This window comes from bacterium (assembly GCA_031082185.1).
Taxonomy (GTDB): Bacteria; Sysuimicrobiota; Sysuimicrobiia; order Sysuimicrobiales; family Humicultoraceae; genus VGFA01.
The window spans coordinates 1-25,091 of the sequence record JAVHLI010000004.1 but is presented as its reverse complement, the minus strand read 5'-3'; the positions used below and the strand labels follow the sequence as shown (position 1 = coordinate 25,091).

The window sequence follows — 25,091 nt, the reverse complement described above, 5'->3', positions numbered from 1 at the left end:
TGTTATAATAGGCGGTGTTCGGGCCCCGGCGGTTGGGGCCTGTTGTGTGTTGGAGGGATTCCCGTATGGAGCGGTTGGCGCTGTCTGCACAGGTTCGCGATGGTGTTGGCAAGGGCGTGGCGAGAAGCCTGCGACGCAAGGGGCTCGTCCCGGCCGTGGTCTACGGCCGCGGCCGCAAGCCGATGCCGGTTGCCGTGGATGGGAAGGCGATTTCGTCGGCGCTGCAGACCCACGCCGGGCGCAACGTGCTGATAGATCTCGACATGACAGGGGGCGGCGGCGCCGAGCCGGCAACGGTCATGGTCAAGGAGATCCAGCGCGACGTCTTCAAGCAGCACATCATTCACGTGGACTTCCTCGCGATCTCTCTCACCGAGATGATCGAGACACGTGTGCGGGTCATGCTGCGGGGCGCCTCAAAGGGTGTCGCCGAGGGCGGGATAGTGGAGCACCACCTCCGGGACGTGCTCGTCGAGTGCATGCCGACGCTCATCCCCGAGCAGTTCGATCTGGACATTACCGAACTGGGTGTAGGGCATTCGCTGCACGCCAGTGACCTGGTGATTCCGGGGGGCGTGACGCTACTCACTCTGCCCGACGAGGTCATCGTCACGATAGTCGCACCCCGCGTGCAGGAGGAAGCGGCGCCGGTGGCAGCGGTCGCAGTGGAGGGCGCGCCTGCTGCTGTGGTTCCTGAGGCGGTTCCCGAGAAGGAGTAGGCGGCGCGACGCCCAGGGCGAGTTGGCCCCAGAGTTTGAGCAGGGGCGCCACCCGGCGCCCCTGTTTGCATATCAGATGCGAGAGGTCATATGCGACTGATCGTGGGAGTGGGCAATCCTGGACGCCGGTACCGCCGCACCCGGCACAACACCGGGTGGGAAGTACTGGAGGCGCTCGCCGGCGCCCACGGCATCTCCATTGCGACCGAGGACGGATGGGCGCTGGTGGGGCGAGGCACGATTGGCGGCCGGCGCGTGATGCTCGCCCGGCCGGAGACCTACGTGAACGTGAGCGGTACGGCCGTCGCCGACCTTCGACGGCGCCACCGCGTGCCGGTGGAGCACCTGATGGTGATCGTGGACGACCTCGATCTTCCGGTCGGCGCCGTGCGGGTACGGGAGAAGGGAAGCCACGGGGGACACAACGGCCTCCGCTCGATCATCGAAGCCCTGGGTACTACGGCTTTCGCCCGCGTGCGTGTGGGCATCGGCCGGCCTCCGGCGGGTCAGGATCCGGCGGAGTTCGTGCTTCAGCGGCCTGGTGCAGACGAGCGCGTCCTGATTGACGAGGCAGTCGCCCTCGCTGCTGAGGGCGTGAGACTGTGGGCGGTCGAGGGCGTGGATGCGGCCATGCGCCTCTGTAACCCGAAGCGCTCGGCAGATGGAGCGGGTCAGGGTGCCGTCGGCCAGGGTGCCGTCGGTCAGGGCGCGGCGAAGGGGAGTGAGGGATGATGGTGCACCGTTCCGAGGAGCGTGTTCCACCCGGACAGCGCATCACCGATAAATGGCCCGTGCTCCACTATGGCGATGTGCCCCGACTTGATCTCGCCGGTTGGGATTTCCGAATCTTCGGCCTGGTCGAGGAACAGGTACGGCTCTCATACGAGGAGTTTCGCGCCCTGCCCACCGCCTCGATCACATGCGACATCCACTGCGTGACCACGTGGAGCCGCCTCGGAATGACGTTCGAGGGGGTTCCTGCCCGAACGGTGTTGGATCTAGTGAGGATCCGCCCGGAGGCGCGATTCGTCATGGTCCACGCCGAGGCGGGGTTTGAGACGAACCTGCCCCTGGAATACCTACTCTCCGACGATGCCTTCTTCGCCTACCGCGCCGACGGCGCAGACCTGACCCCGGAACACGGATGGCCCCTACGCCTGGTGATTCCGCGCCTCTATTTCTGGAAGAGCGCCAAGTGGGTGCGCGGCATCGAACTGATGGCCGAGGACCGCGCCGGGTTCTGGGAGCGCAACGGGTATCACATGCACGGCGATCCCTGGAAGGAGGAGCGTTACTCACCGCCGTGGTGAACTCGCCCCGCAAGGCGGGCCATCGCGTTGTCTGACTCCGCGGCCGTGCGGCCCGCAGGAAGACGCGAGGTCTTTGCGCCGCTTCGCCAGCGCAACTTCCGGTTGCTCTGGACCGGTCTGCTCGTCTCCAACACCGGGTCGTGGATGCAGTTCACCGCGCTCGGCTATCTGGTTGACCAGATCACGAAGGACCCCATCTATCTCGGCCTGCTGGGGCTGAGCCAGGCCGTTCCGCGGCTGCTCTTCGCCTTCCTGGGCGGCGTGGCGGCCGATCGTTTCGACCGCCGCCGAATACTGCTGTGGACGAACGCCGCCACGATGATCTCCGCGGCCCTGCTGGGGTTGCTGACGATCTCGGGGCGCATCCAGGTGTGGCAGATCCTGGCGATCGGCGCCTTCAACTCACTCGCCAACTCCTTCGATATGCCGGCCAGGCAGTCGCTGGTACCGTCCCTGGTGGGAGAGCGCCAGTTGATGCAGGCGGTCAGCTTGAACACGATGGCGTTCAACGGCTCCGGCATCTTCGGCCCGTCGCTGGCCGGGGTGCTGATCGCCACGGTCGGCGTCGCGGGCTGCTTCTTCGCCAACGCCGCAAGCTACATCGCCGTGCTGACGGCGCTCTGGTTGATGGACGTGCTGCCGGCTAACGCCTGGAGGCGAGAATCGGTGGGGGAGGATATCCGGCAGGGGATCGGGCTGCTCATCCGCCACCGGCACCTGATGGCGATCTTGGGGATCGTCGCGGCGATCAACTTCTTCGGCCGTCCCTACATCCGCCTGATGCCCACGCTGGCCCGCGAGGTGCTGCGCGTCGGCCCCTCCGGGCTGGGCCTGCTGCAGGCCGCGCCCGGAGTCGGCACCATCCTGGCGGTGTTCCTGCTGGGCGCGATCGGCGAGGCGGCGCAGAAGGGCAAGCTGCTGGTGGTGGCGGCGATGGCGACCGGCGCCATCGTGGTGCTGTTCGCGCTCTCACCGTGGTTCGCCGCCTCAATGGGGCTGTTGGTGCTGGTCGGCACCAGTCAGGCGGTGGCAATGGCCGCGGCCAACACGCTGTTGCAGACCAGCGTGGCCCCCGACCAGCGTGGGCGGATAATGGGGCTCTACGGCATGGTCACGTTTGGGATGCTTTCACTGGGCACGCTGCCGCTGGGCGCCCTGGCCGGCGTGGTAGGCGTGCCGCTGACCCTGGCGCTGGGCGGGGCGGTGGTTGTGGTCCTGGTCGGCCTGCTGGCGATTGCATCGCCCAGGATCGCCAGGCTGTAGGATTTCCTCGCGGGCCTGCCTGCTACCGCTCCGCCGTTCGGTGCCGCGCGACCAGCATCGCGGACACCCGGCGCTCACCGGCCCGGGGTGGAGCGCTGACCACGCGTCCGCCCACCACGAGCGTCGCGGATCCGCCTCCGTCCAGGTTCACCGCATCGCGCGCGCCGAGCGAGCGCATCAGCGACGCCAGCTCGAAGAGATTCATTCCTGTGCTCTCCAGGCGGCCGCGACGGCCGGCCCTTCGATCTACCGTGACGAAGAGCACCGTGCCGTTCCTCGCGATGCCGATTGCCGACCGGGCGGTCCGCGCCATGGCGAACCACCTGCCGAATCCCTCCCAGGCGTATGGGACCTCGACCGCCCCGGCCCGTACCAGACGCGGGCCGCCCTGTAGGGCGTGGCGGAGGCCGCCCGGCTCAAGCGCCAGTTGCACCGTGACGCGCTGCTCCCGTACGAGGTTGGTCAGGAAGTGTTGCTGGGAGGCCGCCGCCGCGAGCGCGTAGCCATCGGAAGGGATGGCCGGGCGCCCGTTGCTGAAGGCGGCGATCCGGCCACCGCGCACGATCGCCACCAGCGCCTGCGGCGGGGTCTGCGGCCCGAACTCCGGCGTGTACAGAGCGATCCCGCTCGCGCGCGGCGGCCGGTTGACCGCGGAGATCGGGACCTCCATTCCGGTGTCGGTTACGAGCCGCCCGCCGAACTCCACGGGGCCGATCCATGGCCGGCCCGCGGCGTCCACGCCAAAGGCCGTGCGCCGAGGTAGGGGTGCCGACAGGATGCGCCCGTCAAGCACGACCAGTCCCAGCGGCAGGCCCGCGCGCGAGTAGTAGTTACCGTTGATGGCGGCCGCAGCCTCCAGCCGGGTAGCTGCCGTGCTGGTGGTCTCGGTCGCGGCGACCGCGCCGCCGCCGAGCGCCGACCTGATCTCGATCCCAGGGGCGCGCGGGTCTATCGTTACCACGTGAGCCCGCGCGCGACCCGCGCCGGTGGCGACGCGGAGCGACCTGTATGCCACGCCCTTCGGGAGCGCGACGGCTCCCTTCCAACTGGGGAAGACCGTGACCACGAGGCGATCGTCGCGCGCGAAGACTTTGAACCGGGCCGGCCGACGCAGGAGGATCGTCAGTCGCGTGACCTCGGGGGTGAGCCGGCGCAGACTGATCGAGGACGCGACGCCACTTCCGACGGCGACGGTGCGCTCTGATTCTCCCGCGGCCTTCCACAGATCGAGCGTGATGACCGTCGAGGAGGCAGCGGCGCGGTAGCGCACAGGCGCGGAGAGCCGTACGGTGATGCCCGTCGCCTCGCCGGTCCGGTGCCAGCGGAGATCGAGTACCCGGGCAGGATGGTCGGTCGCGTCGGCAGGCGGGAGGCGTCCCGCGAGCAGGAGGCAGGTTGAGAGGCCCAGGGCGAGCAGGTCGCGTCGCATGCAACGGCGCTTTAGGCGTCCTGCGCCACGAATCCTGCCGGAGATCGCCATGTGGTAACTCGGTGCCTCCCCTCTGCAGGGCGGAAGCCATCTGCTAGGATAGGCAGCAGCAGATCTTCGCGGGGGGATAGCATGACCTCTCTGCCCATCAACCTGGACATGATCCGCAGCCGCAGCGCCGATATCCGGCGCGAGAGCGAGATGCTGCGCGCCTACTCGGTCCTGTCCGTGGAGACCTTCTCCACCGATGCCGAAAAGGTCAGGGCCGCGCGGTACAGCCTGACCGTGGTGGTAGAAGCCGCGGCGACCATCTGCAACCATCTGGTTGCCCGCCAGGGGCGTGTCTCAGAGAGCTACCCCGGTTGCTTCCAGTTGCTCGGGGAGCTGGGGATTGTGGATGCTTCCCTGGCCACCCGCCTTGCGGCCCTGGCGCGGCTTCGCAACCTCCTTGTCCACGGCTACGGCCGGGTGGATGACCGGCGGTTGCATCACCTCATGCGCCAGGACCTGGGCGACCTGGAGGCGTTCCTGGCCGCCGTCGGGGCTCACGTTCTTTCTTCAAGCGGTGAGTTGCCATGAAGGAAGAGCCGCGGACTGGTACGCTGAAGCATCACGACCTTGCGGCATCTGACCGCGAGCGCGTGCTGGTCCGTGTTGCAAAGAGCCTGGCCGCGGAAGGCGCCGTCCTCTTCGCCTATGTGTTCGGCTCGTTCGTCGAGGACCGGGCCTTTGGGGACGTTGACGTGGCCGTCTTCCTGGATCCGGAGCGCTGCCCGGACGCGGGCATGTTGCCCCTGCAGCTCGATCTCGCATGCCGCCTGGAGGCGGCCGCGGGCCTGCCGATTGATGCGGTACTGCTCAACGATGCCCCGCTCGGCCTGCGGATGGCCGCTTTGCGCGGGCGCGTCGTTCACTCACGAGACGAAGCACGGCGCCTGGCCTTCGTCGAGGCGACATGTTTACAGGCCATGGACATGGCCTGCCTGCTGCGCGAGTCGCTACGAGACCTGTTGGGTTCCAGGGCCCCGGGTCGCGCACAATGACGGTGACGGCGCGTCGAGCGCGGGACATCACCGTGGGGCCGCCGTGGCCAGGCCGCGCCACAACAGGATCGCCACCATACGCGACGCCTGCCTTTCCTCCACGGTGACGACGTAGAACTGCCTGCGCTTGGCGTCAGCCAGGAACCGGTAGTACACCCTGCCCGCGCTCTTGGGCGTCTCGCTCTCGAAGGTGGACGTCCACCCGCTGATTGTCAGCTTCGCGTAGAACTCCCGCACCTGATCATAGGGCGCGGCGCTGCGCAGTTCGATCTGTTCCCACTTCGACCTGGGAAACCCGTGCGCCTCGCTAACAGAAGACGCTCTGCCGACGTGCGTGGATCCCGGGAAGTAAGGAAGGTCGCCCAGCCGGTCGCCGCGGCCGCACGCCGCGGCCAGGAGCATAGCGGGCACCAGGAGCAGGGCGAGCACCAGGGCTTGGCGCTTCATGGGACACACTCCTGATCCCGGGTCAGACCGGGATGTCGAGTATCTGAAGCTGCAGCCTACCATCGGGCGTCACCCTCTTCGTGGTCCACGGCGGGGACCACACGAAGGTGACGGGAGCGTGCTTCGCGCCGGCGGCCAGCATCTTCTCCTCGATCTCCGCGGCGATCTGCGGGCCGACCGGGCACCCCGGCGCGGTGAGCGTCATCTTGACGGCGACGTTGCCGTCGTCCACCTGAAGGTCGTAGATCAACCCGAGGTCCCAGACATTCACCGGGATCTCGGGATCGAATACGGTCTTGAGCACCTCGATGGCCTGCTCGCGGGTAATCGGCTCGTCCATCGCGAATATCGTATCGCCCCCCAGAGGGGCAGTCAAACCGGGAAGGGGATGTCTGACGCATGCGACGGATGCGATTGGCACTGTGGATCGCGATCGCCGTGTTCTTCGTGGTGGGGCCGGCGATCGCGCGCTGGTACACCGACTGGCTCTGGTTCGCCGAGGTCGGTTACCTGCGGGTCTTCTGGGTGCCGTTCCTATCGAGGGTCGCGATGACGCTCGCGGTCGCGGCTGCGGTGTGGCTGCTGGCGTTCGTCAACCTGCGGTCCGTACTCGCGGCCTGGGGGAGCAGCCGCGGCAGGTGGTGGGGGTGGGCCCTGGCGGCGGTCGCGGTGCTGGCCGGCCTGTCGGCCTCGCGCGAGTGGGTGGCCGTCCAGCAGTTCCTGCACGCCCGGCCGTTCGGCGAGACCGACCCGCTCTTCGGCCGCGACGTGGGCTTCTACGTCTTCCGCCTGCCGGTCTACCGCATGCTGGCCGATGGTCTCTTCGCCTGGCTCGTGGTCATCACCGCCGGCGTCGCCGCCGGGTACGGTGCGGTCCACGGCCGCATGATGCTGCGTGGGGTATCTCTGGCGCCCATGGGGGTGCGGGTGCACCTCTCGGTGCTGCTTGGGGCGGCGGTGCTGGCGCGCGGCTGGGGGTTCCATCTGGACGCCTTCGATCTCCTGTACTCGTCACGAGGGCCGGTTCTGGGCGCTGCGTTCACCGATGTCCACGCGGTACTCCCGGCACTGCGCGTGCTGACCGTGCTCTTTGCGGCGTGTGGGTTGCTGCTGATCGCCAACGCCTGGCTGCGCACGGTGCGCCTGGCGATCTGGACAGTTGTATTGATCGTCGTGGCCTGGGCCGGGGGCCTTGTAGTGTACCCGGGTCTGGTGCAGGCGCTGCGCGTGCGTCCCAACGAGCTCACCGCCGAGACGCCGTTCATCCGCCACGCCATCGCGGGCACGCTGCGGGGATTCGGCCTGGACCGTGTGCGTGAGCGCGAGTTCCACATCGCGCCGCTCGATGCCGCCGCGATCGTCCGCAACCGCGCCACGGTGGAGAACGTGCGCCTGTGGGATTACCGGCCGCTGCTGCGGGCCTACGGGCAGTTGCAGGCGCTGCGACAGTACTACGCCTTCTCCGACGTAGACATAGACCGCTACACGATCGGCGGCGCACAGCGGCAGGTCATGCTCTCCGCGCGCGAGATGGCCACCGGCCGGATGACGCCCCAGGCGCGTACCTGGGTCAACCAGCACCTGGTCTACACTCACGGCTACGGCCTGGTGATGTCACCGGTCAACCGCGTCTCGCCGGAGGGGATGCCCGAGTTCCTGGTCAAGGACATCCCACCCGAGACGGTCCCGGGCTTGGCGATCTCGAGGCCGGAGATCTACTACGGTGAGCTGACCACGGACTACGTCGTGGTGAACACCAACGTCCGCGAGCTGGACTACCCGCGCGGGGACGAGAACGTCTACGTGCGTTACGCCGGGCAGGGAGGGATAAAGCTGGGCTATCTGGCACGCCTGGCCCTGGCCTACCGGTTCGGCGATGCCAAGCTGCTGCTATCCACCGACATCGGAGGGGACAGCCGGCTGCTGTTCGCCCGACAGATCACTACGCGCGTGGGGCGCATCGCGCCGTTCCTCCGCTACGACCGCGATCCCTACCTGGTGCTTGCCGACGGCCGGCTGTTCTGGATCATTGACGCCTACACCGCCACCGACCGCTACCCGTACGCGACGCGGTACGGCGACGTCAACTACATGCGCAACAGCGTCAAGGTCGTGGTGGACGCGTATGACGGCTCCGTGGCCTTCTACCAGATGATCCCCGACGAGCCGATTGCCCGCACCCTGGCCGCGATCTTCCCCGACCTGTTCAGACCGGCGGGCCAGATGCCGCCGGAGCTCGCCGCCCACCTGCGCTATCCCGTGGACCTGTTCGAGCTCCAGGCGCAGGTCTACGCCACGTTTCACATGCGCGACCCGCAGGTGTTCTACAACAAGGAGGACGTGTGGGCGATCCCGCGCGAGCTGCTGGGCAAGGAGGCGGTGTGGGTCGAGCCTTACTACGTGACGATGCGGCTGACCGAGGGCACCGCGCCCGAGTTCGTGCTCATGCTGCCGATGGTCCAGGCCGGAAGGGACAACATGATCGCCTGGATGGCCGCCCGCAACGACCAGCCGCACTACGGCGAGTTGATCGTCTACCGGTTCCCCAAGGCGCGCGTTGTCTTCGGGCCGATGCAGGTGGAGGCGCGGATAAACCAGGATCCCTTCATCTCCCAGCAGTTGACCCTGTGGAACCAACTGGGTTCGCAGGTGATCCGCGGCAACCTGCTGGTGATCCCGATCGAGGACGGCCTCCTCTATGTCGAGCCGCTCTTCCTCCAGGCCGAGCGCAGCCAGATGCCCGAGCTGAAGCGCGTGATCGCCGCCAGCGGCGCCCGGATCGTGATGGCACCAACACTGGAAGCCGCGCTGGCCGAGCTGTTCGGTGGCGCGCCGGCGGGCGGGTCGGGGCCGGCGTCTCCCCGCGCGCCCGTGGAAGCCGGCACCGAGGTCCGGGCGCTGGTCGAGGAGGCCATGGAGAGTTACCGCCTGGCGCAGGAACGGCTGCGGGCCGGCGACCTGGCCGGCTACAGCCAGCAGATCGAGCGGCTGGGGCGAATCCTGGAACAACTGCGCGCGCTCACACGGACCAGGTGATCTGATGGCGAGGACCTCTCACCGGCCCGCCTGACCAGGCGGTTCCCAGCAACTTCGCCGGCACGCGGGCGGACTGGTTGATCTATCGCGGTGCCGGTGATGCCGCCACCGGTGCTGGGGGATTAGCTCTGCTATCGCTACGCCGTGAACCTGGCCATCCGCACCGTGTGCCTCTCGACGCGCTCGGGCACGATATGCACGCCCAGGCCGACGCCGGTGGGTACCGTTATCGTCCCGTCGGTGTTGAGCGTGACGGGGGGGTCAATAAGGTCCTCCGCGAAGTAGCGGTCGCTGGCCGAAAGGTCGGCCGGCAGCGCGAAGTTGGGCAACGACGTGAGGGCCAGGTTGGCTGCCCGGCCGATGCCCGTTTCCAGCATCCCGCCGCACCAGACCGGGATTCCCTGCGCACGGCACAGGTCGTGGATCGCCACCGCCGCCGATAGTCCGCCGACCCGGCCCTGCTTGATGTTGATGACCCGGCACGCTCCGAGCTGCAGGGCCGCCCTGGCCGCGCGCTCGTGTACGATGGACTCGTCCAGACAGATGGGTGTCCGCAGTTGTGCCTGCAGCGCCGCGTGGTCCACCATGTCGTCCTCGGCCAGCGGTTGTTCGATCAGCAGCAGGTTGAAGGCGTCCAGCGCCTTGAAGGTTGCGGCATCGGCCAGATCGTAGGCCGAGTTGGCGTCCACTTGGAGAAGGATTTCCCCGAACTGCTCGCGGATGCGGCGAGTCGGCTCGATGTCCCAGCCCGGCTTGATCTTGATCTTGATGCGCCCGTAGCCCCGACCCAGGTAGTCGGCGACGCGCTCAAGCAGGGCGTCCACCGTCGGCTCGATTCCCAGGCTGACGCCCACCGGCACCGTGGCGCGCTCGCCGCCCAACAGCCGCGACAGCGGCTGTCCCTGCCGTTGTGCCGCGATGTCCCAGAGCGCGGCCTCCAGCCCGGCCTTGGCCATGTGGTGGCGGCGGATGTGGACGGCGCCGGCGGCGAACGCCTGCGGTCGGGGGACCTGCATTCCAAGCAGCGGCGGTATGAGGAACCGTTCCAGCACAGACCACGCGGTGTCGGAGGTCTCCTCGTTGTAGAGCGGGGCGATGCCGGCCGGCACCTCGCCCCAACCCTCCAGGCCGTCGGCCTGCACGCGAACCAGCAGGCAGACCTTGTCCTCCTCGCGCCCAAAAGAGGTTTCAAACGGCGCGCGCAGCCTCATCTCGATCTGGCGCAGTTCAACTGCCTCGATCTTCATGGCTCCTCCTCGTGGGTCTCTTGTGAAAGCACGTACTCGCCCCTGAGCCGTTCGCCGCGGTGCAGGAGGAAGTCTACCGCCCGGTACCCGCGACCAAAGTAGTGTAGAAACGCCTCACGGCTGGCCAGCCGCCACGCCTGGGCCAGGCCTTGGTCCCGCACCCGAATGTCCGGGAAGTCGGTGGGGATCTCCAGGAGGACCACCGGTGCCTCGAGCCCGGGCACCGGATCACCCGGCGCTCCGGTTTCCGGTTCTGCCCGCAGCGCGTGCGGCGCCTGCGGCCACACGCGATCCGCGGCCCGGCCCGACGTCGCGGCCCGAACCCTGGGAGAGCGCAGCTCCCAGTCCACCTCGATCCGGTCGCTCTCCACACCGCGGTTCAGCTCGTCGGGCATGTCGCCGTAGTAGTTGACGTGATAGCGACAGGCGGTGGCCCCCAGCTTGTGCATGTTGAACCGCGCGTTCACGCTCTGGAGCGGGTCGTACGTCCAGACGGCGCGGTCGTATCCCATGGCGATCGCGGCCTGGCGCTGGGCGCACTTCAGCCGGAACCCTACCTCCTGCAACTGCCTGCCCCCCAGCACGCCGGCCATGTGCGAGTAGAAGAGCGGCCGGCCATCGCGCCATCCGGCAAAGCCGTAGCAGAAACCGATAAAATCACCGTCGGCACCGATCGCAGCGATCACCGCGCCGCCGGCACCGGACGCCGCCTGCAACTGGTGCACCGGCACGACGTCGCGCTCGGGCATCCCCCAGATCTCGATCTGGAGCGCCTCGATACGCCGGAACGACTCGATGTCCTTGATGGTCTTGATGGCGATTTCCGTCATGTCTGCTTCACGATTGAGAAGGGTTCGCCGGGGACGGCCAGAACTCTTCCTGTAACTCCTATGAATGTCCTCCGCGCACACGCCGCCGCCCACCTGACCGAGCACATTGACCTCCTCGACGGCCTTGTCCGGCTGCCCAGCGTAGCCGCCCAGGGGCAGGGGCTGGAGGAGACGGCAACGGCCGTATGTGGCCTGTTCGAGGCCGCCGGAGGAACGGCCGAGATACAGCGCCTCCCCGGCGCCGCACCCGCGGTCCTGGCTGAGTTCGCAGGGCGGAGCGACCGGACGCTCCTGTTCTACGACCACTACGACGTGCAGCCCGCAGAGCCTCTCGATGAGTGGACGGTTCCGCCATTCAAGGTCACGGTGCGCGACGGCCGCATCTACGGACGGGGTACGAGCGATAACAAGGGCGACCTTGTCACGCGGGTGGCGGCGCTGCGGGCGCTGCGCGATACCTCGGGCGGGCTTCCCTGTAGCGTGCTGTTCCTGGTTGAGGGTGAAGAGGAGATCGGGTCGGTGCACTTCGACTCCTACGTCGCCGGCCTGCGCGGTCGGCTGAGGGCCGATGCCTGCGTGTGGGAGTACGGCGATCGGGACCCGGCCGGACGAATGAACGTCATCGCCGGGGTAAAGGGCATCTGCTACGTCGAGCTTGAGCTGACCGCCGCCAGCCGGGATCTCCACTCGTCGCTGGGCGCCGTCGTGGAAGGGGCCGCCACCCGTCTGGCGTGGGCTGTCGCCGGGCTGCGCGACGCCACCGGCCGCATTTTGATCCCGGGGTTCTACGACAGGGTGAAAGCCCCGCGGGCCGAAGCGGTCGCCGCCGCCCGAGATGTGCCCTTTGAAGAGGGGCAGATGCAGGTGCACGCGGGCGTCCGCGGCTTCATCGGCGGGCGCACCGGCGGGGATGCGTTGCGGGCCCTGCTCTTTGAGCCTACCTGCACCGTCTGCGGACTTGAGGCGGGCTACACCGGAGGCGGAATGAAGACCGTGCTGCCCCGCAGGGCCCGGGCGAAGATTGACTTCCGGCTGGTGCCCGTCCAGGACCCCGAGGAGATCGTAGGGCTCCTGCGCGCCCATCTCGATCGCTCCGGGTTTGCGGATTGTGCCATCAAGCCTCTGGGGGGCGAGCTTGCTTTCCAGACAGATCTCTCCCATCCCTTCGTGCGAACGGTCGTGGACGCGGTCCGCGCGTCCACCGGCCGCGAGACGGTGCTCCTTCCCACCTCGGCGGGCACCGGGCCGATGCACCCCGTAGGGAATCTGCTGGGCGTGCCGATTCTCAGCATTGGGAGCGGCTACTGGGGCTGCAACGCCCACGCGCCGGACGAGCACATCCGGGTTGCCGACTTCGAGGAAACGATCGTCATGATCGCGCACGTGCTGGAGCGTTTCGCGCTCGAATCATAGTACGGAGGCCCTGATGCCGTCGCTGCGAGACATCGCCAGAGAGCACACCGATCCCGCGTTGGAGGTCCTGCGCACGATGCTCCGCCAACCGAGCGTGGCTGCCACCGGCGAGGGGGTAGCCGCATGCGCGGCGTTGGTCCGCGGCGCCTTCGAGGAGGCCGGCGCCACAGTCGCTCTCCATCAGGAGGGAGACGCCGCCCCGATCGTGATCGCCGAGTTCCCCGGCGAGGGAGAGCGCACGCTTCTGTTCTACGACCACTACGATGTTCAGCCCGCGGATCCGCTCGGCGAATGGACTTCGCCGCCGTTCGAGCCGGTGGTCCGGGACGGCCGTCTCTACGCGCGCGGCGTCGCCGATAACAAGGGAGACTTGGTCACACGCCTGGCCGCGGTGCGGGCACTCAAGGCCGCCCACGGCCGGCTGCCCTGCCGGGTGAAGTTCCTGGTCGAGGGCGAGGAGGAGATCGGATCGCCCAACTTCGGTTCATACGTGAAGGCGCACGCGGACGCGCTGCGCTCCGACGCCTGCATCTGGGAATCCGGGCAGCGCGACCTCAAGGAGCGGCTGCAGATCACCACCGGCATCAAGGGGATATGCTACCTCGACCTGGAGCTGCACGCCACGAGCCGGGATCTTCACTCGTCGCTGGGCGCTGTCGTGGAGGGCGCCGGGAACCGAATGGCCTGGGCGCTGGCTTCCCTGAAGGATCCGGTCACGGGCCGCGTCCTGGTGGAGGGTTTCTACGACCGCGTGAGGGAGCCCAGCGCGCGCGAGATCGAGGCCACGCGCAAGATTCCCTTTGATGAGCCCGAGCTCAAGGCGCACGTCGGCGTGGAGCGATTCATCGGAGGGGCGACCGGTTTCGACGCGGTGATGAGGCTTCTCTACCAGCCCACCTGCACGGTGTGCGGCCTGGACAGCGGCTACACAGGGGAGGGCTCGAAGACCGTGCTGCCGCGCCGCGCACGCGCCAAGGTGGACTTCCGGCTGGTACCCGACCAGGACCCCGACGAGATCGCAGCCCTGGTGGAGGCGCACTTCAAGAAGCTGGGGATAGAGATCACGGCGTCGCTGCTGGGAGGCGAGCGCGCCTACCGCACCGACCTGGACGACCCGTTTGTCTCACTCGTGACGGGGGTGGCCGGGGAGGCCACCGGCCGCGAGGTCAAGCTGTACCCCACTTCTCCCGGCACCGGGCCGATGTACGACCTGGGCGCGGCGCTGGGAGTCCCGGTCGTGAGCGTCGGAGGATCGTACTGGGGCAGCCGTGCCCATGCGCCGGATGAGAACATCCGGCTGGCGGACTTCGAGGAGACGATCTACCTGATTGCGCGCGTCATCGAGCGATTCGCCGGCCGGCCGTAGATTCGGCGCCTAAGCCTGCATCCGCTCGCGCAGCGCCGTCAGATGCGGGCTCAGGGCCACATGGTAGGCCGCGCCGTCATCGAGATGCTTCAGCTCCTCAGGCAGCGCCACCAGCCGCTCGGTACAGCGCTGCCGGATCTCCACAAGGGACTCGGACAGGATCTGGCTGCCTGCCTGCATCACCGGGATCAGCATCGGCGTGGCGCCGGGCGGTCCGGGCTCGTCATGCAGCGCCAGCAGATCGCCGGATGGTACTCCTTCGGGATCGTGGCGGCGCCAGACCTGCTTTCGACCGGGCAGAGTAGCTTTGCCTGTGCTCAACTTGATCCGATAGCCCTTCTCGTCCTCAACCAGCTTGTAGACACCCCCGATGCTGGGCGCGTCCGCCGAGGTCCCCATCTCGGTGCCCACGCCGAAGGCGTCCGCAGCCGCGCCCTGCGCCAGCATCTCGGCGATGCGGTACTCGTTGAGGTCTCCGCTCAGGAAGATCTGCGTCTCGCGCAGCCCGGCCGCGTCCATCGCCGCGCGCACAGCCCGGCTCTGCGCGGTCAGGTCTCCGCTGTCTATGCGCACGCCGCGCAGGAGCGCGCCCGCGGAGGCCATCTCACGGCCGACCGTGATTGCGTTTTCCACGCCCTGCATCGTGTCGTAGGTGTCAATGAGCAGCACGGCGTTGTTGGGGAAGTCGCGCGCGAACGCGCGGAAGGCCTCGAGTTCATCCGAGAAGGACATGACATACGAGTGCGCCATCGTCCCCACGACCGGGATCCCGTACATCATGCCCGCGAGCACGTTCGAGGTGCCGGTGCAGCCCGCGATGTAGGCGGCCCGCGCGGCCTTCAGCGCGGCGTCGGCGCCGTGGTCGCGCCGGGGGGAGAAGTCCACCACCCCGCGGCCTCGGGCGGCCAGCACCGACCGGGCCGCCTTGCTGGCAACCATCACCTGGAAGTTCAGCGTGTTCAGCAGGAGCGTCTCGATGATCTGGGCCTCGATGCGGGGCGCGCTGATCTCCAGCAGGGGCTCGGGTGGAAAGAACACTTCGCCTTCGGGGATCGCGCGCGCGTCGCCGGTGAAGCGGAAGTCGCATAGGTACTCCAGGAACTGCTCGCTGAACAGGTGCAGCCCGCGCAGGTAGCGGATCGCCTCGTCCCCAAAGCGCAGCGTCTCGATGCAGGCCAGGGTCGTCTCCAGCCCGGCGCTTACCAGGAACGCGCGGGACGGGGGCAGGGACCGGACGAACAGGGCGAACGTCGCCCGGCCGTTCATGTCGTTGCGCAGGTAACTGTCCGCCATGGCCAGCTCGTAGAGATCAACGAGCAGGGCGATGTTGTCCGGGGTGACGTAGCCGAAGCCGGGTGAGACCGTGGGTCCGCTCATAGCCATCGTAGCCGGCGGAAGACCGCCAGCATCGTTAGCACGCTCGCGGCCATCAACCCCAGCGCGGTGATGAACCCATACCGCCAGCCGAACGGCGGATAGGCGCGCTCGAAGTTCATCCCGTAGATTCCAGAGATCACCGCCAGCGAGGCGAAGACCGCGGTGATCACCGTGAGCACCTTAACGACCTCGTTCAGCCGGTTGCTCACGATGCTGAGGTAGATGTCCAGCGCGCCGGCCAGCAGGTCGCGGTGAGTATCTATCTGCTCGGTGATGCGCAGCAGGTGGTCGTAGATGTCGCGGAAGTACGCGCGTAGCGGCGCGCCGATCAACCGCGAGTCGTGCCGCAGCAACAGGTTCATCATGTCGCGCTGCGGCGCGGCGACGCGCCGCAGGTGCAGCAGCGCGCGCTTCACGGCGAAGAGCTGGTCCATCGTCCGCTGCTTTGGCCCCTTGAAAAGGGTGTCCTCGAGGCGCTCGACGTAGTCGTCCAGGGCATCGAGCACCGGGAAGTACGAGTCCACCACGGCGTCGAGGATCGTGTAGAGGAGGTAACCCTCCTTGCTGCGCAGATCAGGCGGGGCCAGCGCCAGCCGCCTCCGAACCTCATCCAGCACAGGTGCCGCGCCGCTGTGGGCGGTGATGACGAAGCCCGCACCGAAGAAGACGTCAATCTCGTCCAGGGCCACGTCGTGCCCCTGCGCCCCGCGGAGCCGCGCGGCATGGGTGGTGATGAACAGGAACCCTTCGTACTCCTCGGCTTTGGGCCGCTGCCGGCGCTTGAGCGCGTCCTCGACTGCCAGCGGGTGCAGCCCAAAGGTGTCGGCGATGGGCACCATCATCTCGGCCGTGGGGTGCGAGAGGTCAATCCACAGGGCCTGACCCTCGCGCCCCCGGAGGGAGTCGAGAGACTCCGGAGGGTCGGTGATGGTCTCCGAGCCGCGGAAGACCAGTATCTGCGTGGCAGGACGGAATGCAGGCATCGGGATGTAGGTTCGGCCCGCGGGGGGGCTTTCCTTGCAGGGCCCCCGGCGGACCAGGAGGAACCGCGCTCGGCCGCGAATAGGCCAGGTGCGCTACAATAGCCGTCTCCGATCCGCGCTATCCCCCTGGGAGGTGCGGGCGATAGGGTGAGGGGGGCAACTCCCCCGCCTGCCGTATGCAAAGGAGGCGACCCCAATGCGGGTGGCCTCCTGTTTTCATTCTGAGCAAGGGAGGGGAGGGGAGAGTCCGATGAGCAAGCTGCTGCGGGTCAACATGACCGACCTGAAGGCCGCGTTCGAGGAGGTTCCCGAGCCCTACCGGCTCTGGGGAGGTCGTGGCTTCACCACCATGGTTACGGCCCGAGAGGTCCCGCCCAACTGCCACCCCCTGGGACCCAACAACAAGCTCGTCATCGCGCCGGGGATCGTCAGCGGTACCGCGGCGCCCACTTCCGGCCGCACGTCGTTCGGCGGCAAGAGCCCGCTGACCGGGACGATCAAGGAGTCCAACGCCGGGGGGCTGTCCTCCCAGAAGATCGCCCGCCTCGGCATCAAGGGGATCATCATCGAGGGCCATCCCAAGGAGGCCGGGCAGTTCTGGCTGCTCAAGATCAACAAGGACGGCGCGGAGTTCCTTCCGGCGACCGATCTGGTGGGCAAGGGGATGTACGAGGTCTGCCGCACCTTGTGGGAGCGCCACGGCAAGGGCGTTGCGGTTATCGGGATAGGTCCGGCCGGGGAGTACCGCCTGACGAACGCCGGCATCTGCATCAACGATCCGGAGAACTCCGCGGGCCGCTACGCAGGGCGCGGGGGAATGGGCGCGGTCATGGGGGCCAAGGGTCTCAAGGCGATAGTGATTGACGACACCGGCGGCCCGGGGGTTGCCATCGCAGACAAGGAACGCTTCAGGGCGGCGATCAAGAAGCTCACCGAGGCTTCGCTCAAGCACGATGTCACCAAGAAGGAAGGCGCGCTCAACACCTACGGCACCAACGTCCTGGCCAACATTATGAACGAGGCCGGCGGCTATCCCACCCGTAACTTCAGCAGCGGCCGGTTCGAGATGACCGGCCAGATCAGCGGCGAGGCCGCCCGCGAGATCATCCAGAAGCGGGGCGGCGTCGGCACCACCGGGCACCCCTGCCATCCCGGCTGCATCATCCAGTGCTCGAACATCTTCCCGTACCCCGACGGCAAGTTCCACACGTCGGTGATGGAGTACGAATCGGTGTGGGCGCTGGGCGCCAACTGCGGGATCGGCAACCTGGACGACATCGCCGACCTGATCTGGGCATGCAACGACGTCGGCGTGGACACCATCGAGGCGGGCGCCGCCATTGCCGTGGCCATGGAGGGCGGCCTGCTCGAGTTCGGGGATGCCCAGGGCGCCAAGGAGTTGATCCACGAGGACGTGCGGCACGGCACGCCGCTGGGGCGCATTATCGGCAACGGCACCGAGTTCACCGGCAAGGCGTTCGGCGTGGTGCGCGTGCCGACGGTCAAGGGCCAGGCGATGCCTGCCTACGAGCCCCGGGTCGTCAAGGGCATCGGCGTGACCTACGCCACCAGCACCATGGGGGCCGACCACACCGCGGGGTACACGATCGCCCCAGAGATCCTGAGCGTGGGAGGCAAGGCCGACCCGTTCAATCCCCAGAAGGCCGAGCTGTCCCGCGCGTGGCAGTCGGCCACCGCGTTCATTGACACGAGCGGGTACTGCCTGTTCGATGCCTTCGCGGTGATGGACATCCCTGAAGGCCTGGAGGGGATGGTTGAATCGTGCGCGGCGGTGCTGGGCACGAACTGGACGGTCAACGACATCGGGCTGCTGGGCATTGAGGTCCTGAAGGCCGAGCGCGGCTTCAACGAGGCGGCCGGATTCACGAAGGCGCACGACCGCCTGCCCGAGTTCATGAAGTACGAGCCGCTCCCGCCGCACAACACCACCTTCGACGTGACGGATGAGGACCTGGACAAGGTGCACGCCTATTGATTGAGGTTCACCTGTACGGACGGCTGCGGCGACTGGCCGCGCAGTCGGGGGTGCACAGGCCTTCGGTCACCTGGGTTGATCTGTCGGAAGGCACGGTCGCCCAGGTGATCGAGGCGCTTGGAGTTGGACGGGAAGCCGTTAGCAACATCTTCGTCAACGGCCGCTACGATCCCGCGGCCCTGGACCAGACCGTTCGGAGCGGAGACAGGGTAGGGCTCTTCCCGCCGGATATGAGGATGCTGTATGTCTAGTGATGCGGTGGACGTGCACGTCTACGGGGCGCTGCAGAAGCGGTTCGGCGCCCCGTCGCCGTTTCAGGCGGTGCGCAGACAGGTCGCCGTGCGTGATAGGAGCACCATCGCTGAGATCCTGGGGGAGATCGGAATAGCGTCCGAGGAGGTCAGCCACCTCTTCCTCAACGGCGAGTACTCGGCCGTCGGCCGGCGCGTGCGGCCCGGGGACCGCCTGGCGGTATTTGGACGCGACATGGCGCTGCTCTACCGGCAGTACTTCCCCAAGGTGACGGACCCACCGTGATCGTCACGGTACGGCTCTACGCGACGCTCCAGGGTCTGGTTCCGGGCGGAAGGAAGGCCCTTGAGGTAGACCTCCCCGAGGGTACAACCGTAGGTGGCCTCATCGCGCACCTCGGCATTCCTGCCGGGACCGTGCGCAAGGTATTCGTCGGCGGGATCGCCAGGGAGGATTCCTACGTATTGCAGCCGGGCGACGAGATAGGCGCGTTCCCACCGATCGCCGGTGGCGCGCCGGTGCGGGAGTTCCTACACATCCGCACGGTGGCCCAGGCCAGGGCACGGTTCCTGGAGGCGTGGGCCCCTCCCAGGCCGCGGACCGCGCCGGCCGAGCTTGCCGCGGCATGCGGGCGCGTGCTTGCGGCAAGCGTCGTCGCCCCCGAGGATCTGCCACCGTTTCCACGCTCGGTCGTTGACGGCTACGCGGTGCGCGCCGCCGACACCTTCGGTTCCAGCGAGGGCCTTCCCGCCTACCTAACGGTCGCCGGGGAGATCCTGATGGGCCAACTCCCGGTGCTCACGCTCGGTCCGGGCCAAGCGGCCCGCATCCCGACCGGGGGCATCCTGCCTGCGGGCGCCGACGCAGCGGTGATGGTCGAGCACACGGAGGAGCTGGCCGCAGCGGAGATCGAGGTCCGCCGACCGGTGGGCCCGGGTGAGAACGTTATCAGGCCCGGTGAGGACGCGCGGCGCGGCGCGGTCGTGCTGCCCGCGGGAACCGTCCTGCGCTCAGCTCAGATAGGGTTGCTTGCCGGCCTAGGGATCGCGCAGGTGGAGGTTGCGGTCCGGCCGCGCGTGGCCATCATCTCGACCGGCGATGAGTTGATCCCGCCCGAGCAAACGCCCGAGGCAGGCCAGATTCGCGACATCAACGGCCCGGCGCTCTCCGCGGCGGTCTTGGCCGAAGGTGGGGAGCCGGTCTTCTGCGGGATCGTTCCCGACCGGCTTGAGCCATTGCTGGCCGTACTGCGCGCGGCGCAGGAGCGGGCCGACCTTATCCTGGTTTCAGGGGGCAGTTCGATCGGGCTCCGCGACGAGGTTGCCCGCGCGATCGCGGCGCTGGGACCGCCCGGGGTGTTGGTGCACGGGGTGGCCATGAAGCCCGGTAAGCCGACCGTGCTGGGACTGTGCGGTCAGACGCCTGTCGTGGGCCTGCCCGGTCATCCCACCACGGTGCTGGTGGTGTTTCACGTCTTCGTGCGCGAGATGATCGCCCGGCTGCTGGGGCGGCGACCCGATCCCCTCCCATCTGTGAGGGCCCGACTCACCCGCCGCGTCGCCTCCGCGCCCGGGCGGACAGATTACCTCCGCGTCACGCTGCAGCATCGCGACGGCGACGTGTGGGCAGAACCCATCCTGGGGAAGTCGGGATTGATATCCACCATGGTGGGAGCGGACGGGCTCGCGATGATACCTGAGGCCGTAGAGGGAATCGAATCCGGCGAAGAGGTGGTGGCGGAGATCCTGACCTCGTGACCGGCAGGCGTGTCTACCTGACCGATCTTCCCCTGGAGGAAGCGCTCTCGCGCTGGATCACGACGCTGCGATCGCGCGGGCTGCTGGCGCCGACGCCGGCCGAGGCGGTTGGCACGGCCGAAGCGTGCGGCCGCGTCACGGCAGAGGCGGTCTGTGCTGCGCGTTCCGTGCCGCACTACCACGCGGCAGGGATGGACGGGATCGCCGTACGCGCGGAGGACACCTTCGGGGCTTCGGAGACCACCCCGATCCTGCTGTCCCCGGATCGCTTCGTGACGGTCAACACCGGCGATGCGATGCCCGAGGGCGCGGACGCGGTGGTCATGGTCGAGGAGATCCGCGACGTGGGTGGCGCGGTTGAGATCCTGGCGCCTGCCGTGCCATGGCAGCACGTTCGGTCTGTCGGGGAGGACATCATCGCAACCGAACTGCTCCTTCCCAGCAGCCATCTCATCCGCGCCGTGGACGTGGGCGCGATGGTGGCCGCTGGTGTGGCAGCGGTGATGGTCCGGCGGCGGCCGAGGGTGGTGCTCATCCCCACGGGCGACGAGGTGGCAGATGCCGCCGGAGTGCTCCGCCCTGGTCAGGTTCCCGAGTTCAACACCGCGATGCTGGCCGCGGAGGCAACTGGCTGGGGCGGTGAGGCACGCCGCCACACCATTGTGCCCGACGATCCCGACCGTCTCTGTGCGGCGATCGAGGCGGCGATCGAGGCGGTGACCGGGTGCGACCTGCTGGTGGTCAATGCGGGCGCATCAGCCGGCGAGCGCGACCACACCGCCCTGGTCTTCGAGAAGCTGGGCGAGGTGCTCGTGCACGGCGTGGCGATCCGGCCCGGCAAGCCGGTGATCCTGGGGATCGTGCGTAACCGGCCGGCCATCGGCCTGCCCGGGTACCCGGTCTCCGCCATGCTCACCTTTGACCTGTTTGCCAAGCCGGTCGTGTACGCGTTGCTGGGCATCGTGCCGCCCGAGCGCGACCGGCTCTGTGCGACGCTGGTGCGCAAGGTGCACTCCACGCTGGGAGTGGATGAGTTCGTGCGCGTGACCGCAGGCAGGGTGGGCGGCCGAATGGTGGCCGCGCCGCTGGGCCGGGGTGCAGGGCTGGTGACCTCGCTGGTGCGGGCGGACGGGATGCTGGTTATCCCGCGGACCAGCGAGGGCATTGAGGCCGGCGAAGAGGTGGAGATCGAACTACGGCGCCCCAGGGCCGCGATCGAGGCCGCGGTCCTAGTAGTGGGCAGCCACGACGTGGCGCTGGACGTGCTGGCCGACTTCCTGCACCGCGTGGATCCGGGCGCCTCGCTCACCTCGGCGCACGTGGGGAGCCTGGGTGGGCTGCTGGCGCTCAGCCGCGGCGAGGCGCACATGGCGGGCGTACACCTGCTGGACGAGACCACCGGCGAGTACAATGTTCCTTACGTCCGCCAGTACCTGCCGGGTCGCGCGGTGGTGCTGGTCACGCTGGCCCACCGGGAGCAGGGGCTGATGGTCCGGCCCGGCAACCCGAAGCGCATAGGGAGCATCGCCGATCTCGCCCGGCCTGATGTGCGCTTCGTCAACCGGCAACGCGGCGCCGGCACACGGCTGCTGCTGGACTACGAGATGCGCCGCTGCGGCCTGGCCCCCCACCAGATCTGCGGCTACGACCGCGAGGTCTACACCCACATGGCCACTGCGGCGGCCGTTGCCTCGGGTGCGGCCGATGCAGGGCTCGGCATCCTGGCCGCGGCACGGGCGATGGGGCTGGAGTTCGTTCCGGTGGCGCGCGAGCGGTTCGACCTGGCGATTCCGGAAGAGCACATGGCCTCACCGCCGGTCCGTCGCGTGCTGGATGTCCTGGATCGCGACGAGTTCAAGGCCGCAGTGGCCGCCCTGGGCGGGTACGATTTGTCGGCAACCGGCACGCGAATCCAGGTTCTGCCATAGCAGTCGCGGTCCCTCCGCGTCAGTTGACTTAGTCCAGGACTTAGTTCACTATTAGGCCGGTGAGAGCCATGGCTTTCAACGTCCACCAGGCCAAGACCCATCTCTCGAAGTTGCTCGACCGGGTCATGCAGGGTGAGGAGATCATCATCGCAAGGGCCGGCAAGCCCGTTGCGCGGCTCGTACCGGTCGCGGCACATCCAGCCCGGAGGATCCCCGGGAGCGCGCGGGGACAGGTGCACGTGTCCCCCGACTTCGACGCCCCGCTGCCGGAGGAGATCCTCAGGAGCTTCGAGGAGTGAAGCTGCTCCTCGACACCCATGCATTCCTCTGGTGGATCTGCGACGACGGGCGTCTATCTGGACGCGCGCGCGCCCTCCTCATAGACGGGCAGAACGATGTATTCTTCAGCGCAGCCAGCGCGTGGGAACTGGCGATCAAGGCCGGAGCGGGAAGAATCGTGTTGCCTGGCGACCCTGAGCGCTTCGTCGCGGAGCAGGTTGCCGTCAATGCGTTCCAGGTGCTGCCCGTGCACATCCGACACGCCCTGAAGGTCTTTGGCCTCCCGTCCCTGCACCGCGACCCATTCGATCGGATGCTCGTGGCTCAGGCGGTCGTTGAGGAGATGCCTATACTCAGCGCCGACCCGCAACTCGCGCAGTACCCGGTGGAGGTCATCTGGTAGGACCAGAGACTTGAGCAGGGGGTGGACTTGTGGCAGTCGAGGTGGGCCATCAGGGCGCTGGGGTAGCCGCCGGCGCAAGCTTCGCTGCTCTCACTCCCAGCAGGCGCACTGGGCGGTCCACGACCACCTTGTCGAGAAGGGCCACCGCGACCTCCGCCAGCGCGGCACGGTCGTCTATCGCAGCCGGCAGCGTGAGTGAGCGCGATACTGTTCGGAACGTGGCAAACCTGACCTTCAGCGTAATGGTTGCGGCACTGTAGCCCTGCTCCCTCAAGTCGTCCGCGACCCGGCCGGCCAGGCGCGCGACCGCCTCGCGCATCGCCTCGAGCCGGCGCAGATCCACCTGGAAGGTGTGCTCCCGGCTGACCGACCTGGGTTCCCACTCGGTCTGCACCGGGCTCTCGTCAATGCCGCGGGCGATGCGGTGCAGGTAGGCGCCCAGCCGCGGCCCGTACTCCTCCTGGAGCCGTTCCTCCGGGAGTCCGGCCAGGTCGCCCACGGTCTTCACCCCGAAACCCTGCTGCAGCCGCTCGGCGGTCTTGGGCCCGACGCCCCACAGGGTCGTGACCGGAAGCGGCGCGAGGCGCGCTTCCACGTCTCCGTCGGGGATCACGGTCAGGCCGGCCGGCTTGTTGAGGCCGGAGGCGATCTTGGCCACGAGCTTGTTCGGTCCCACGCCGACCGACGCCGTCAGCAGCAGCTCGGAGGCAATGCGTTCCTGGACGGCCCGGGCGATGGCCTCGCCCGGTTCCGGAAGGTCGGTGACGTCGAGGAACGCCTCGTCCAGGCCCAGCGACTGCACGCGGGCGCCGGTGTCACGCAGGATCGCGTGCATCCGTTCGGAAACCTCCCTGTATGCCTGGAAGTCCACCGGCAGGAAGATGGCCTGCGGGCACCGCTGGTAGGCGGTGCGAAGCGGCAGACCCGAGTGCACGCCGAAAGGGCGGGCTTCGTAGGATGCCGTGGAGACCACGCCACGCTGGCTCGGGTCGCCTCTTCCGCCAACGACGACAGGGCGCCCGCGCAGCTCGGGCCGCCGCAACTGCTCAACCGCGGCGAAGAACGCGTCCATGTCCACGTGCAGGATCGTGCGACCGGGCATAGGTGTTCCCCCTGGGGCAGTTCGCGGTGTTCGGTGGCGCGTTCCTACCATGAGGATGGGAAATGCCGGTGGCGCGTTTCTGCCATGAGGAGGGAAGGTAGATGATCAGGTTCGACGGAAAGACGATGCTGGTCACCGGAGGCACCGCCGGGATCGGGCTCGCCACCGCGCGACTGGCCCTGGAGCTGGGGGCCCGCGTGGCGGTTGCGGGACGGGACCCTGCGCGCGGCCGAGGGGCGGCCGCCGGGCTCGGCGACGACGCGCTCTTCATCGAGGCCGACGTCGCGCGCGAGGAGGACGTGCAGCGCATGGTTGCCGGGGTGCTCGAGCGGTTCGGCCGGCTGGACGTTCTGGTCAACAATGCGGGCGTGATCCATCGGCGCCCCGTTCTTGAAGAGGAGTCGGAGGGCTGGGACCACCTGATGGCCGTTAACCTCCGCGGAGTATTCCTATGCTGCAGGTACGCGCTGCCGGCGCTCATCGCGAGCCGGGGCGCGATCGTCAACGTATCCTCGGTCCTCGCGTTCCGCTCTGCCGCGGGCCGCACACCTGCCTACGACGTCAGCAAGGCCGGGGTCGCTGCGCTGACGCGCTCGCTGGCCGTGCGCTACGGGCCGGACGGCGTGCGTGCCAACGCGGTCTGCCCCGGGTTTGTGCCGACCGACCTGAACCGCGACTCCTGGGAGACGTGGACGCCGGAGCATCGCGCGCAGGTCATCCAGACCTATCCCCTGCGCCGCCTGGGGACGCCGGAGGACGCGGCGCGGGCGATTCTGTTCCTGGCTTCGGACGCGGCCTCCTGGATCAGCGGGGCCGCGCTCCTGGTGGACGGCGGGCTGTCGGCGGCGTAGAAGATCGTTTGAGTAAAGTCCAGGGTAGCAGTTGAGGGGATTTCGGTAGCGAAGCAGAAA

The 25,091-nt window shown here is 68.1% G+C and carries 25 protein-coding genes and 1 riboswitch; of the genes, 17 read left to right on the top strand and 8 right to left on the bottom strand.

Translation table 11 applies throughout. The features are described 5' to 3' along the window. The first annotated feature begins 65 nt into the window (after positions 1 to 65). The 4 genes from RDU83_05090 to RDU83_05075 all read left to right on the top strand — a co-directional run bounded on the left by RDU83_05090 (position 66) and on the right by RDU83_05075 (position 3,292). Positions 66 to 719: a 50S ribosomal protein L25 gene (locus tag RDU83_05090; protein MDQ7840389.1), complete on the top strand. Its 654-nt coding sequence runs from the start codon at positions 66 to 68 to the stop codon at positions 717 to 719. A gap of 90 nt (positions 720 to 809) precedes the next feature. After that, on the top strand, positions 810 to 1,451 hold the full coding sequence (pth, locus tag RDU83_05085) for an aminoacyl-tRNA hydrolase (protein MDQ7840388.1): 642 nt from the start codon (positions 810 to 812) through the stop codon (positions 1,449 to 1,451). After that, positions 1,448 to 2,029 (top strand): sulfite oxidase-like oxidoreductase, encoded by a 582-nt coding sequence (locus tag RDU83_05080; GenBank protein ID MDQ7840387.1) that lies wholly within the window; start codon positions 1,448 to 1,450, stop codon positions 2,027 to 2,029. Before pth ends, RDU83_05080 begins: the two co-directional genes overlap by 4 nt. Positions 2,030 to 2,056: 27 nt before the next feature. After that, positions 2,057 to 3,292 (top strand): MFS transporter, encoded by a 1,236-nt coding sequence (locus tag RDU83_05075; GenBank protein ID MDQ7840386.1) that lies wholly within the window; start codon positions 2,057 to 2,059, stop codon positions 3,290 to 3,292. Positions 3,293 to 3,314: 22 nt separating this feature from the next. On the opposite strand, the gene RDU83_05070 is transcribed toward RDU83_05075, so the two are convergent. Then, entirely contained in the window at positions 3,315 to 4,772 is a 1,458-nt protein-coding gene (locus RDU83_05070; protein ID MDQ7840385.1) for a phosphodiester glycosidase family protein, read from the bottom strand. 81 nt (positions 4,773 to 4,853) lie between these two features. Here RDU83_05070 and RDU83_05065 point away from each other — a divergent pair, with 81 nt between their 5' ends. Together RDU83_05065 and RDU83_05060 are read left to right on the top strand one after the other, a co-directional pair. Then, the gene (locus RDU83_05065; GenBank protein MDQ7840384.1) at positions 4,854 to 5,300 is read left to right on the top strand and encodes a DUF86 domain-containing protein; all 447 of its coding nucleotides are present in this window, start codon (positions 4,854 to 4,856) and stop codon (positions 5,298 to 5,300) included. After that, positions 5,297 to 5,764, top strand: a complete 468-nt coding sequence (locus RDU83_05060; protein ID MDQ7840383.1) for a nucleotidyltransferase domain-containing protein — start codon at positions 5,297 to 5,299, stop codon at positions 5,762 to 5,764. The genes RDU83_05065 and RDU83_05060 overlap by 4 nt, the downstream gene beginning before the upstream one ends. 27 nt (positions 5,765 to 5,791) lie before the next feature. Here RDU83_05060 and RDU83_05055 read toward each other — a convergent pair whose 3' ends face one another. Next, a complete protein-coding gene (locus RDU83_05055; GenBank protein ID MDQ7840382.1) occupies positions 5,792 to 6,211 on the bottom strand; it encodes a hypothetical protein in 420 nt (139 codons plus the stop codon). A 22-nt stretch (positions 6,212 to 6,233) separates the two neighbouring features. Further along, positions 6,234 to 6,551, bottom strand: a complete 318-nt coding sequence (locus RDU83_05050) for an iron-sulfur cluster assembly protein (protein MDQ7840381.1) — start codon at positions 6,549 to 6,551, stop codon at positions 6,234 to 6,236. A 59-nt stretch (positions 6,552 to 6,610) separates the two neighbouring features. Between RDU83_05050 and RDU83_05045 the strand changes: the two genes are divergently transcribed. Continuing rightward, complete coding sequence (locus RDU83_05045) at positions 6,611 to 9,247, top strand: UPF0182 family protein (protein ID MDQ7840380.1); 2,637 nt, start codon at positions 6,611 to 6,613, stop codon at positions 9,245 to 9,247. A gap of 137 nt (positions 9,248 to 9,384) precedes the next feature. Here RDU83_05045 and menC read toward each other — a convergent pair whose 3' ends face one another. Then, positions 9,385 to 10,494 (bottom strand): o-succinylbenzoate synthase, encoded by a 1,110-nt coding sequence (gene menC / locus RDU83_05040; GenBank protein MDQ7840379.1) that lies wholly within the window; start codon positions 10,492 to 10,494, stop codon positions 9,385 to 9,387. Continuing rightward, on the bottom strand, positions 10,491 to 11,324 hold the full coding sequence (locus tag RDU83_05035) for a GNAT family N-acetyltransferase (GenBank protein MDQ7840378.1): 834 nt from the start codon (positions 11,322 to 11,324) through the stop codon (positions 10,491 to 10,493). Before RDU83_05035 ends, menC begins: the two co-directional genes overlap by 4 nt. A 60-nt stretch (positions 11,325 to 11,384) precedes the next feature. Between RDU83_05035 and RDU83_05030 the strand changes: the two genes are divergently transcribed. Together RDU83_05030 and RDU83_05025 are read left to right on the top strand one after the other, a co-directional pair. Continuing rightward, positions 11,385 to 12,737, top strand: a complete 1,353-nt coding sequence (locus RDU83_05030; GenBank protein ID MDQ7840377.1) for a M20/M25/M40 family metallo-hydrolase — start codon at positions 11,385 to 11,387, stop codon at positions 12,735 to 12,737. A 13-nt stretch (positions 12,738 to 12,750) separates the two neighbouring features. Next, the gene (locus tag RDU83_05025) at positions 12,751 to 14,103 is read left to right on the top strand and encodes a M20/M25/M40 family metallo-hydrolase (protein MDQ7840376.1); all 1,353 of its coding nucleotides are present in this window, start codon (positions 12,751 to 12,753) and stop codon (positions 14,101 to 14,103) included. A 9-nt stretch (positions 14,104 to 14,112) separates the two neighbouring features. Here the strand turns inward: RDU83_05025 and RDU83_05020 are convergent, their stop codons facing one another. Further along, positions 14,113 to 15,480: a nicotinate phosphoribosyltransferase gene (locus tag RDU83_05020; protein ID MDQ7840375.1), complete on the bottom strand. Its 1,368-nt coding sequence runs from the start codon at positions 15,478 to 15,480 to the stop codon at positions 14,113 to 14,115. Beyond that, positions 15,477 to 16,463: a magnesium/cobalt transporter CorA gene (gene corA, locus RDU83_05015; protein MDQ7840374.1), complete on the bottom strand. Its 987-nt coding sequence runs from the start codon at positions 16,461 to 16,463 to the stop codon at positions 15,477 to 15,479. The genes RDU83_05020 and corA overlap by 4 nt, the downstream gene beginning before the upstream one ends. A gap of 94 nt (positions 16,464 to 16,557) precedes the next feature. Further along, positions 16,558 to 16,666, top strand: a riboswitch (molybdenum cofactor riboswitch). 47 nt (positions 16,667 to 16,713) lie between these two features. On the opposite strand from corA, the gene RDU83_05010 reads away from it, so the two are divergent. The 7 genes from RDU83_05010 to RDU83_04980 all read left to right on the top strand — a co-directional run bounded on the left by RDU83_05010 (position 16,714) and on the right by RDU83_04980 (position 23,078). Then, entirely contained in the window at positions 16,714 to 18,459 is a 1,746-nt protein-coding gene (locus tag RDU83_05010) for an aldehyde ferredoxin oxidoreductase C-terminal domain-containing protein (GenBank protein MDQ7840373.1), read from the top strand. After that, positions 18,456 to 18,710, top strand: coding sequence for a MoaD/ThiS family protein (locus RDU83_05005; GenBank protein MDQ7840372.1), 255 nt, complete (start codon positions 18,456 to 18,458; stop codon positions 18,708 to 18,710). Before RDU83_05010 ends, RDU83_05005 begins: the two co-directional genes overlap by 4 nt. Then, positions 18,703 to 18,996: a hypothetical protein gene (locus tag RDU83_05000; protein ID MDQ7840371.1), complete on the top strand. Its 294-nt coding sequence runs from the start codon at positions 18,703 to 18,705 to the stop codon at positions 18,994 to 18,996. The genes RDU83_05005 and RDU83_05000 overlap by 8 nt, the downstream gene beginning before the upstream one ends. Next, positions 18,993 to 20,468, top strand: a complete 1,476-nt coding sequence (locus RDU83_04995; GenBank protein MDQ7840370.1) for a molybdopterin-binding protein — start codon at positions 18,993 to 18,995, stop codon at positions 20,466 to 20,468. Before RDU83_05000 ends, RDU83_04995 begins: the two co-directional genes overlap by 4 nt. Continuing rightward, complete coding sequence (locus tag RDU83_04990; GenBank protein ID MDQ7840369.1) at positions 20,465 to 22,396, top strand: molybdopterin biosynthesis protein; 1,932 nt, start codon at positions 20,465 to 20,467, stop codon at positions 22,394 to 22,396. The genes RDU83_04995 and RDU83_04990 overlap by 4 nt, the downstream gene beginning before the upstream one ends. Before the next feature lie 68 nt (positions 22,397 to 22,464). Continuing rightward, the gene (locus RDU83_04985) at positions 22,465 to 22,695 is read left to right on the top strand and encodes a type II toxin-antitoxin system Phd/YefM family antitoxin (GenBank protein ID MDQ7840368.1); all 231 of its coding nucleotides are present in this window, start codon (positions 22,465 to 22,467) and stop codon (positions 22,693 to 22,695) included. Beyond that, entirely contained in the window at positions 22,692 to 23,078 is a 387-nt protein-coding gene (locus RDU83_04980) for a type II toxin-antitoxin system VapC family toxin (protein ID MDQ7840367.1), read from the top strand. Before RDU83_04985 ends, RDU83_04980 begins: the two co-directional genes overlap by 4 nt. Positions 23,079 to 23,127: 49 nt before the next feature. On the opposite strand, the gene RDU83_04975 is transcribed toward RDU83_04980, so the two are convergent. Then, positions 23,128 to 24,180 (bottom strand): DNA polymerase IV, encoded by a 1,053-nt coding sequence (locus tag RDU83_04975; protein ID MDQ7840366.1) that lies wholly within the window; start codon positions 24,178 to 24,180, stop codon positions 23,128 to 23,130. A gap of 101 nt (positions 24,181 to 24,281) precedes the next feature. Here RDU83_04975 and RDU83_04970 point away from each other — a divergent pair, with 101 nt between their 5' ends. Continuing rightward, the gene (locus RDU83_04970) at positions 24,282 to 25,031 is read left to right on the top strand and encodes an SDR family oxidoreductase (protein ID MDQ7840365.1); all 750 of its coding nucleotides are present in this window, start codon (positions 24,282 to 24,284) and stop codon (positions 25,029 to 25,031) included. The last annotated feature ends 60 nt before the right edge of the window (positions 25,032 to 25,091 follow it).

Excerpts from the sequence above, each read along its gene's own strand:
- RDU83_05090 (MDQ7840389.1), top strand. The coding sequence starts at position 66 with ATGGAGCGGTTGGCGCTGTCTGCACAGGTTCGCGATGGTGTTGGCAAG.
- pth (MDQ7840388.1), top strand. The coding sequence starts at position 810 with ATGCGACTGATCGTGGGAGTGGGCAATCCTGGACGCCGGTACCGCCGC.
- RDU83_05080 (MDQ7840387.1), top strand. The coding sequence starts at position 1,448 with ATGATGGTGCACCGTTCCGAGGAGCGTGTTCCACCCGGACAGCGCATC.
- RDU83_05070 (MDQ7840385.1), bottom strand. The coding sequence starts at position 4,772 with ATGGCGATCTCCGGCAGGATTCGTGGCGCAGGACGCCTAAAGCGCCGT.
- RDU83_05065 (MDQ7840384.1), top strand. The coding sequence starts at position 4,854 with ATGACCTCTCTGCCCATCAACCTGGACATGATCCGCAGCCGCAGCGCC.
- RDU83_05060 (MDQ7840383.1), top strand. The coding sequence starts at position 5,297 with ATGAAGGAAGAGCCGCGGACTGGTACGCTGAAGCATCACGACCTTGCG.
- RDU83_05055 (MDQ7840382.1), bottom strand. The coding sequence starts at position 6,211 with ATGAAGCGCCAAGCCCTGGTGCTCGCCCTGCTCCTGGTGCCCGCTATG.
- RDU83_05050 (MDQ7840381.1), bottom strand. The coding sequence starts at position 6,551 with ATGGACGAGCCGATTACCCGCGAGCAGGCCATCGAGGTGCTCAAGACC.
- RDU83_05045 (MDQ7840380.1), top strand. The coding sequence starts at position 6,611 with ATGCGACGGATGCGATTGGCACTGTGGATCGCGATCGCCGTGTTCTTC.
- menC (MDQ7840379.1), bottom strand. The coding sequence starts at position 10,494 with ATGAAGATCGAGGCAGTTGAACTGCGCCAGATCGAGATGAGGCTGCGC.
- RDU83_05035 (MDQ7840378.1), bottom strand. The coding sequence starts at position 11,324 with ATGACGGAAATCGCCATCAAGACCATCAAGGACATCGAGTCGTTCCGG.
- RDU83_05030 (MDQ7840377.1), top strand. The coding sequence starts at position 11,385 with ATGAATGTCCTCCGCGCACACGCCGCCGCCCACCTGACCGAGCACATT.
- RDU83_05025 (MDQ7840376.1), top strand. The coding sequence starts at position 12,751 with ATGCCGTCGCTGCGAGACATCGCCAGAGAGCACACCGATCCCGCGTTG.
- RDU83_05020 (MDQ7840375.1), bottom strand. The coding sequence starts at position 15,480 with ATGAGCGGACCCACGGTCTCACCCGGCTTCGGCTACGTCACCCCGGAC.
- corA (MDQ7840374.1), bottom strand. The coding sequence starts at position 16,463 with ATGCCTGCATTCCGTCCTGCCACGCAGATACTGGTCTTCCGCGGCTCG.
- RDU83_05010 (MDQ7840373.1), top strand. The coding sequence starts at position 16,714 with ATGAGCAAGCTGCTGCGGGTCAACATGACCGACCTGAAGGCCGCGTTC.
- RDU83_05000 (MDQ7840371.1), top strand. The coding sequence starts at position 18,703 with ATGTCTAGTGATGCGGTGGACGTGCACGTCTACGGGGCGCTGCAGAAG.
- RDU83_04985 (MDQ7840368.1), top strand. The coding sequence starts at position 22,465 with ATGGCTTTCAACGTCCACCAGGCCAAGACCCATCTCTCGAAGTTGCTC.
- RDU83_04975 (MDQ7840366.1), bottom strand. The coding sequence starts at position 24,180 with ATGCCCGGTCGCACGATCCTGCACGTGGACATGGACGCGTTCTTCGCC.
- RDU83_04970 (MDQ7840365.1), top strand. The coding sequence starts at position 24,282 with ATGATCAGGTTCGACGGAAAGACGATGCTGGTCACCGGAGGCACCGCC.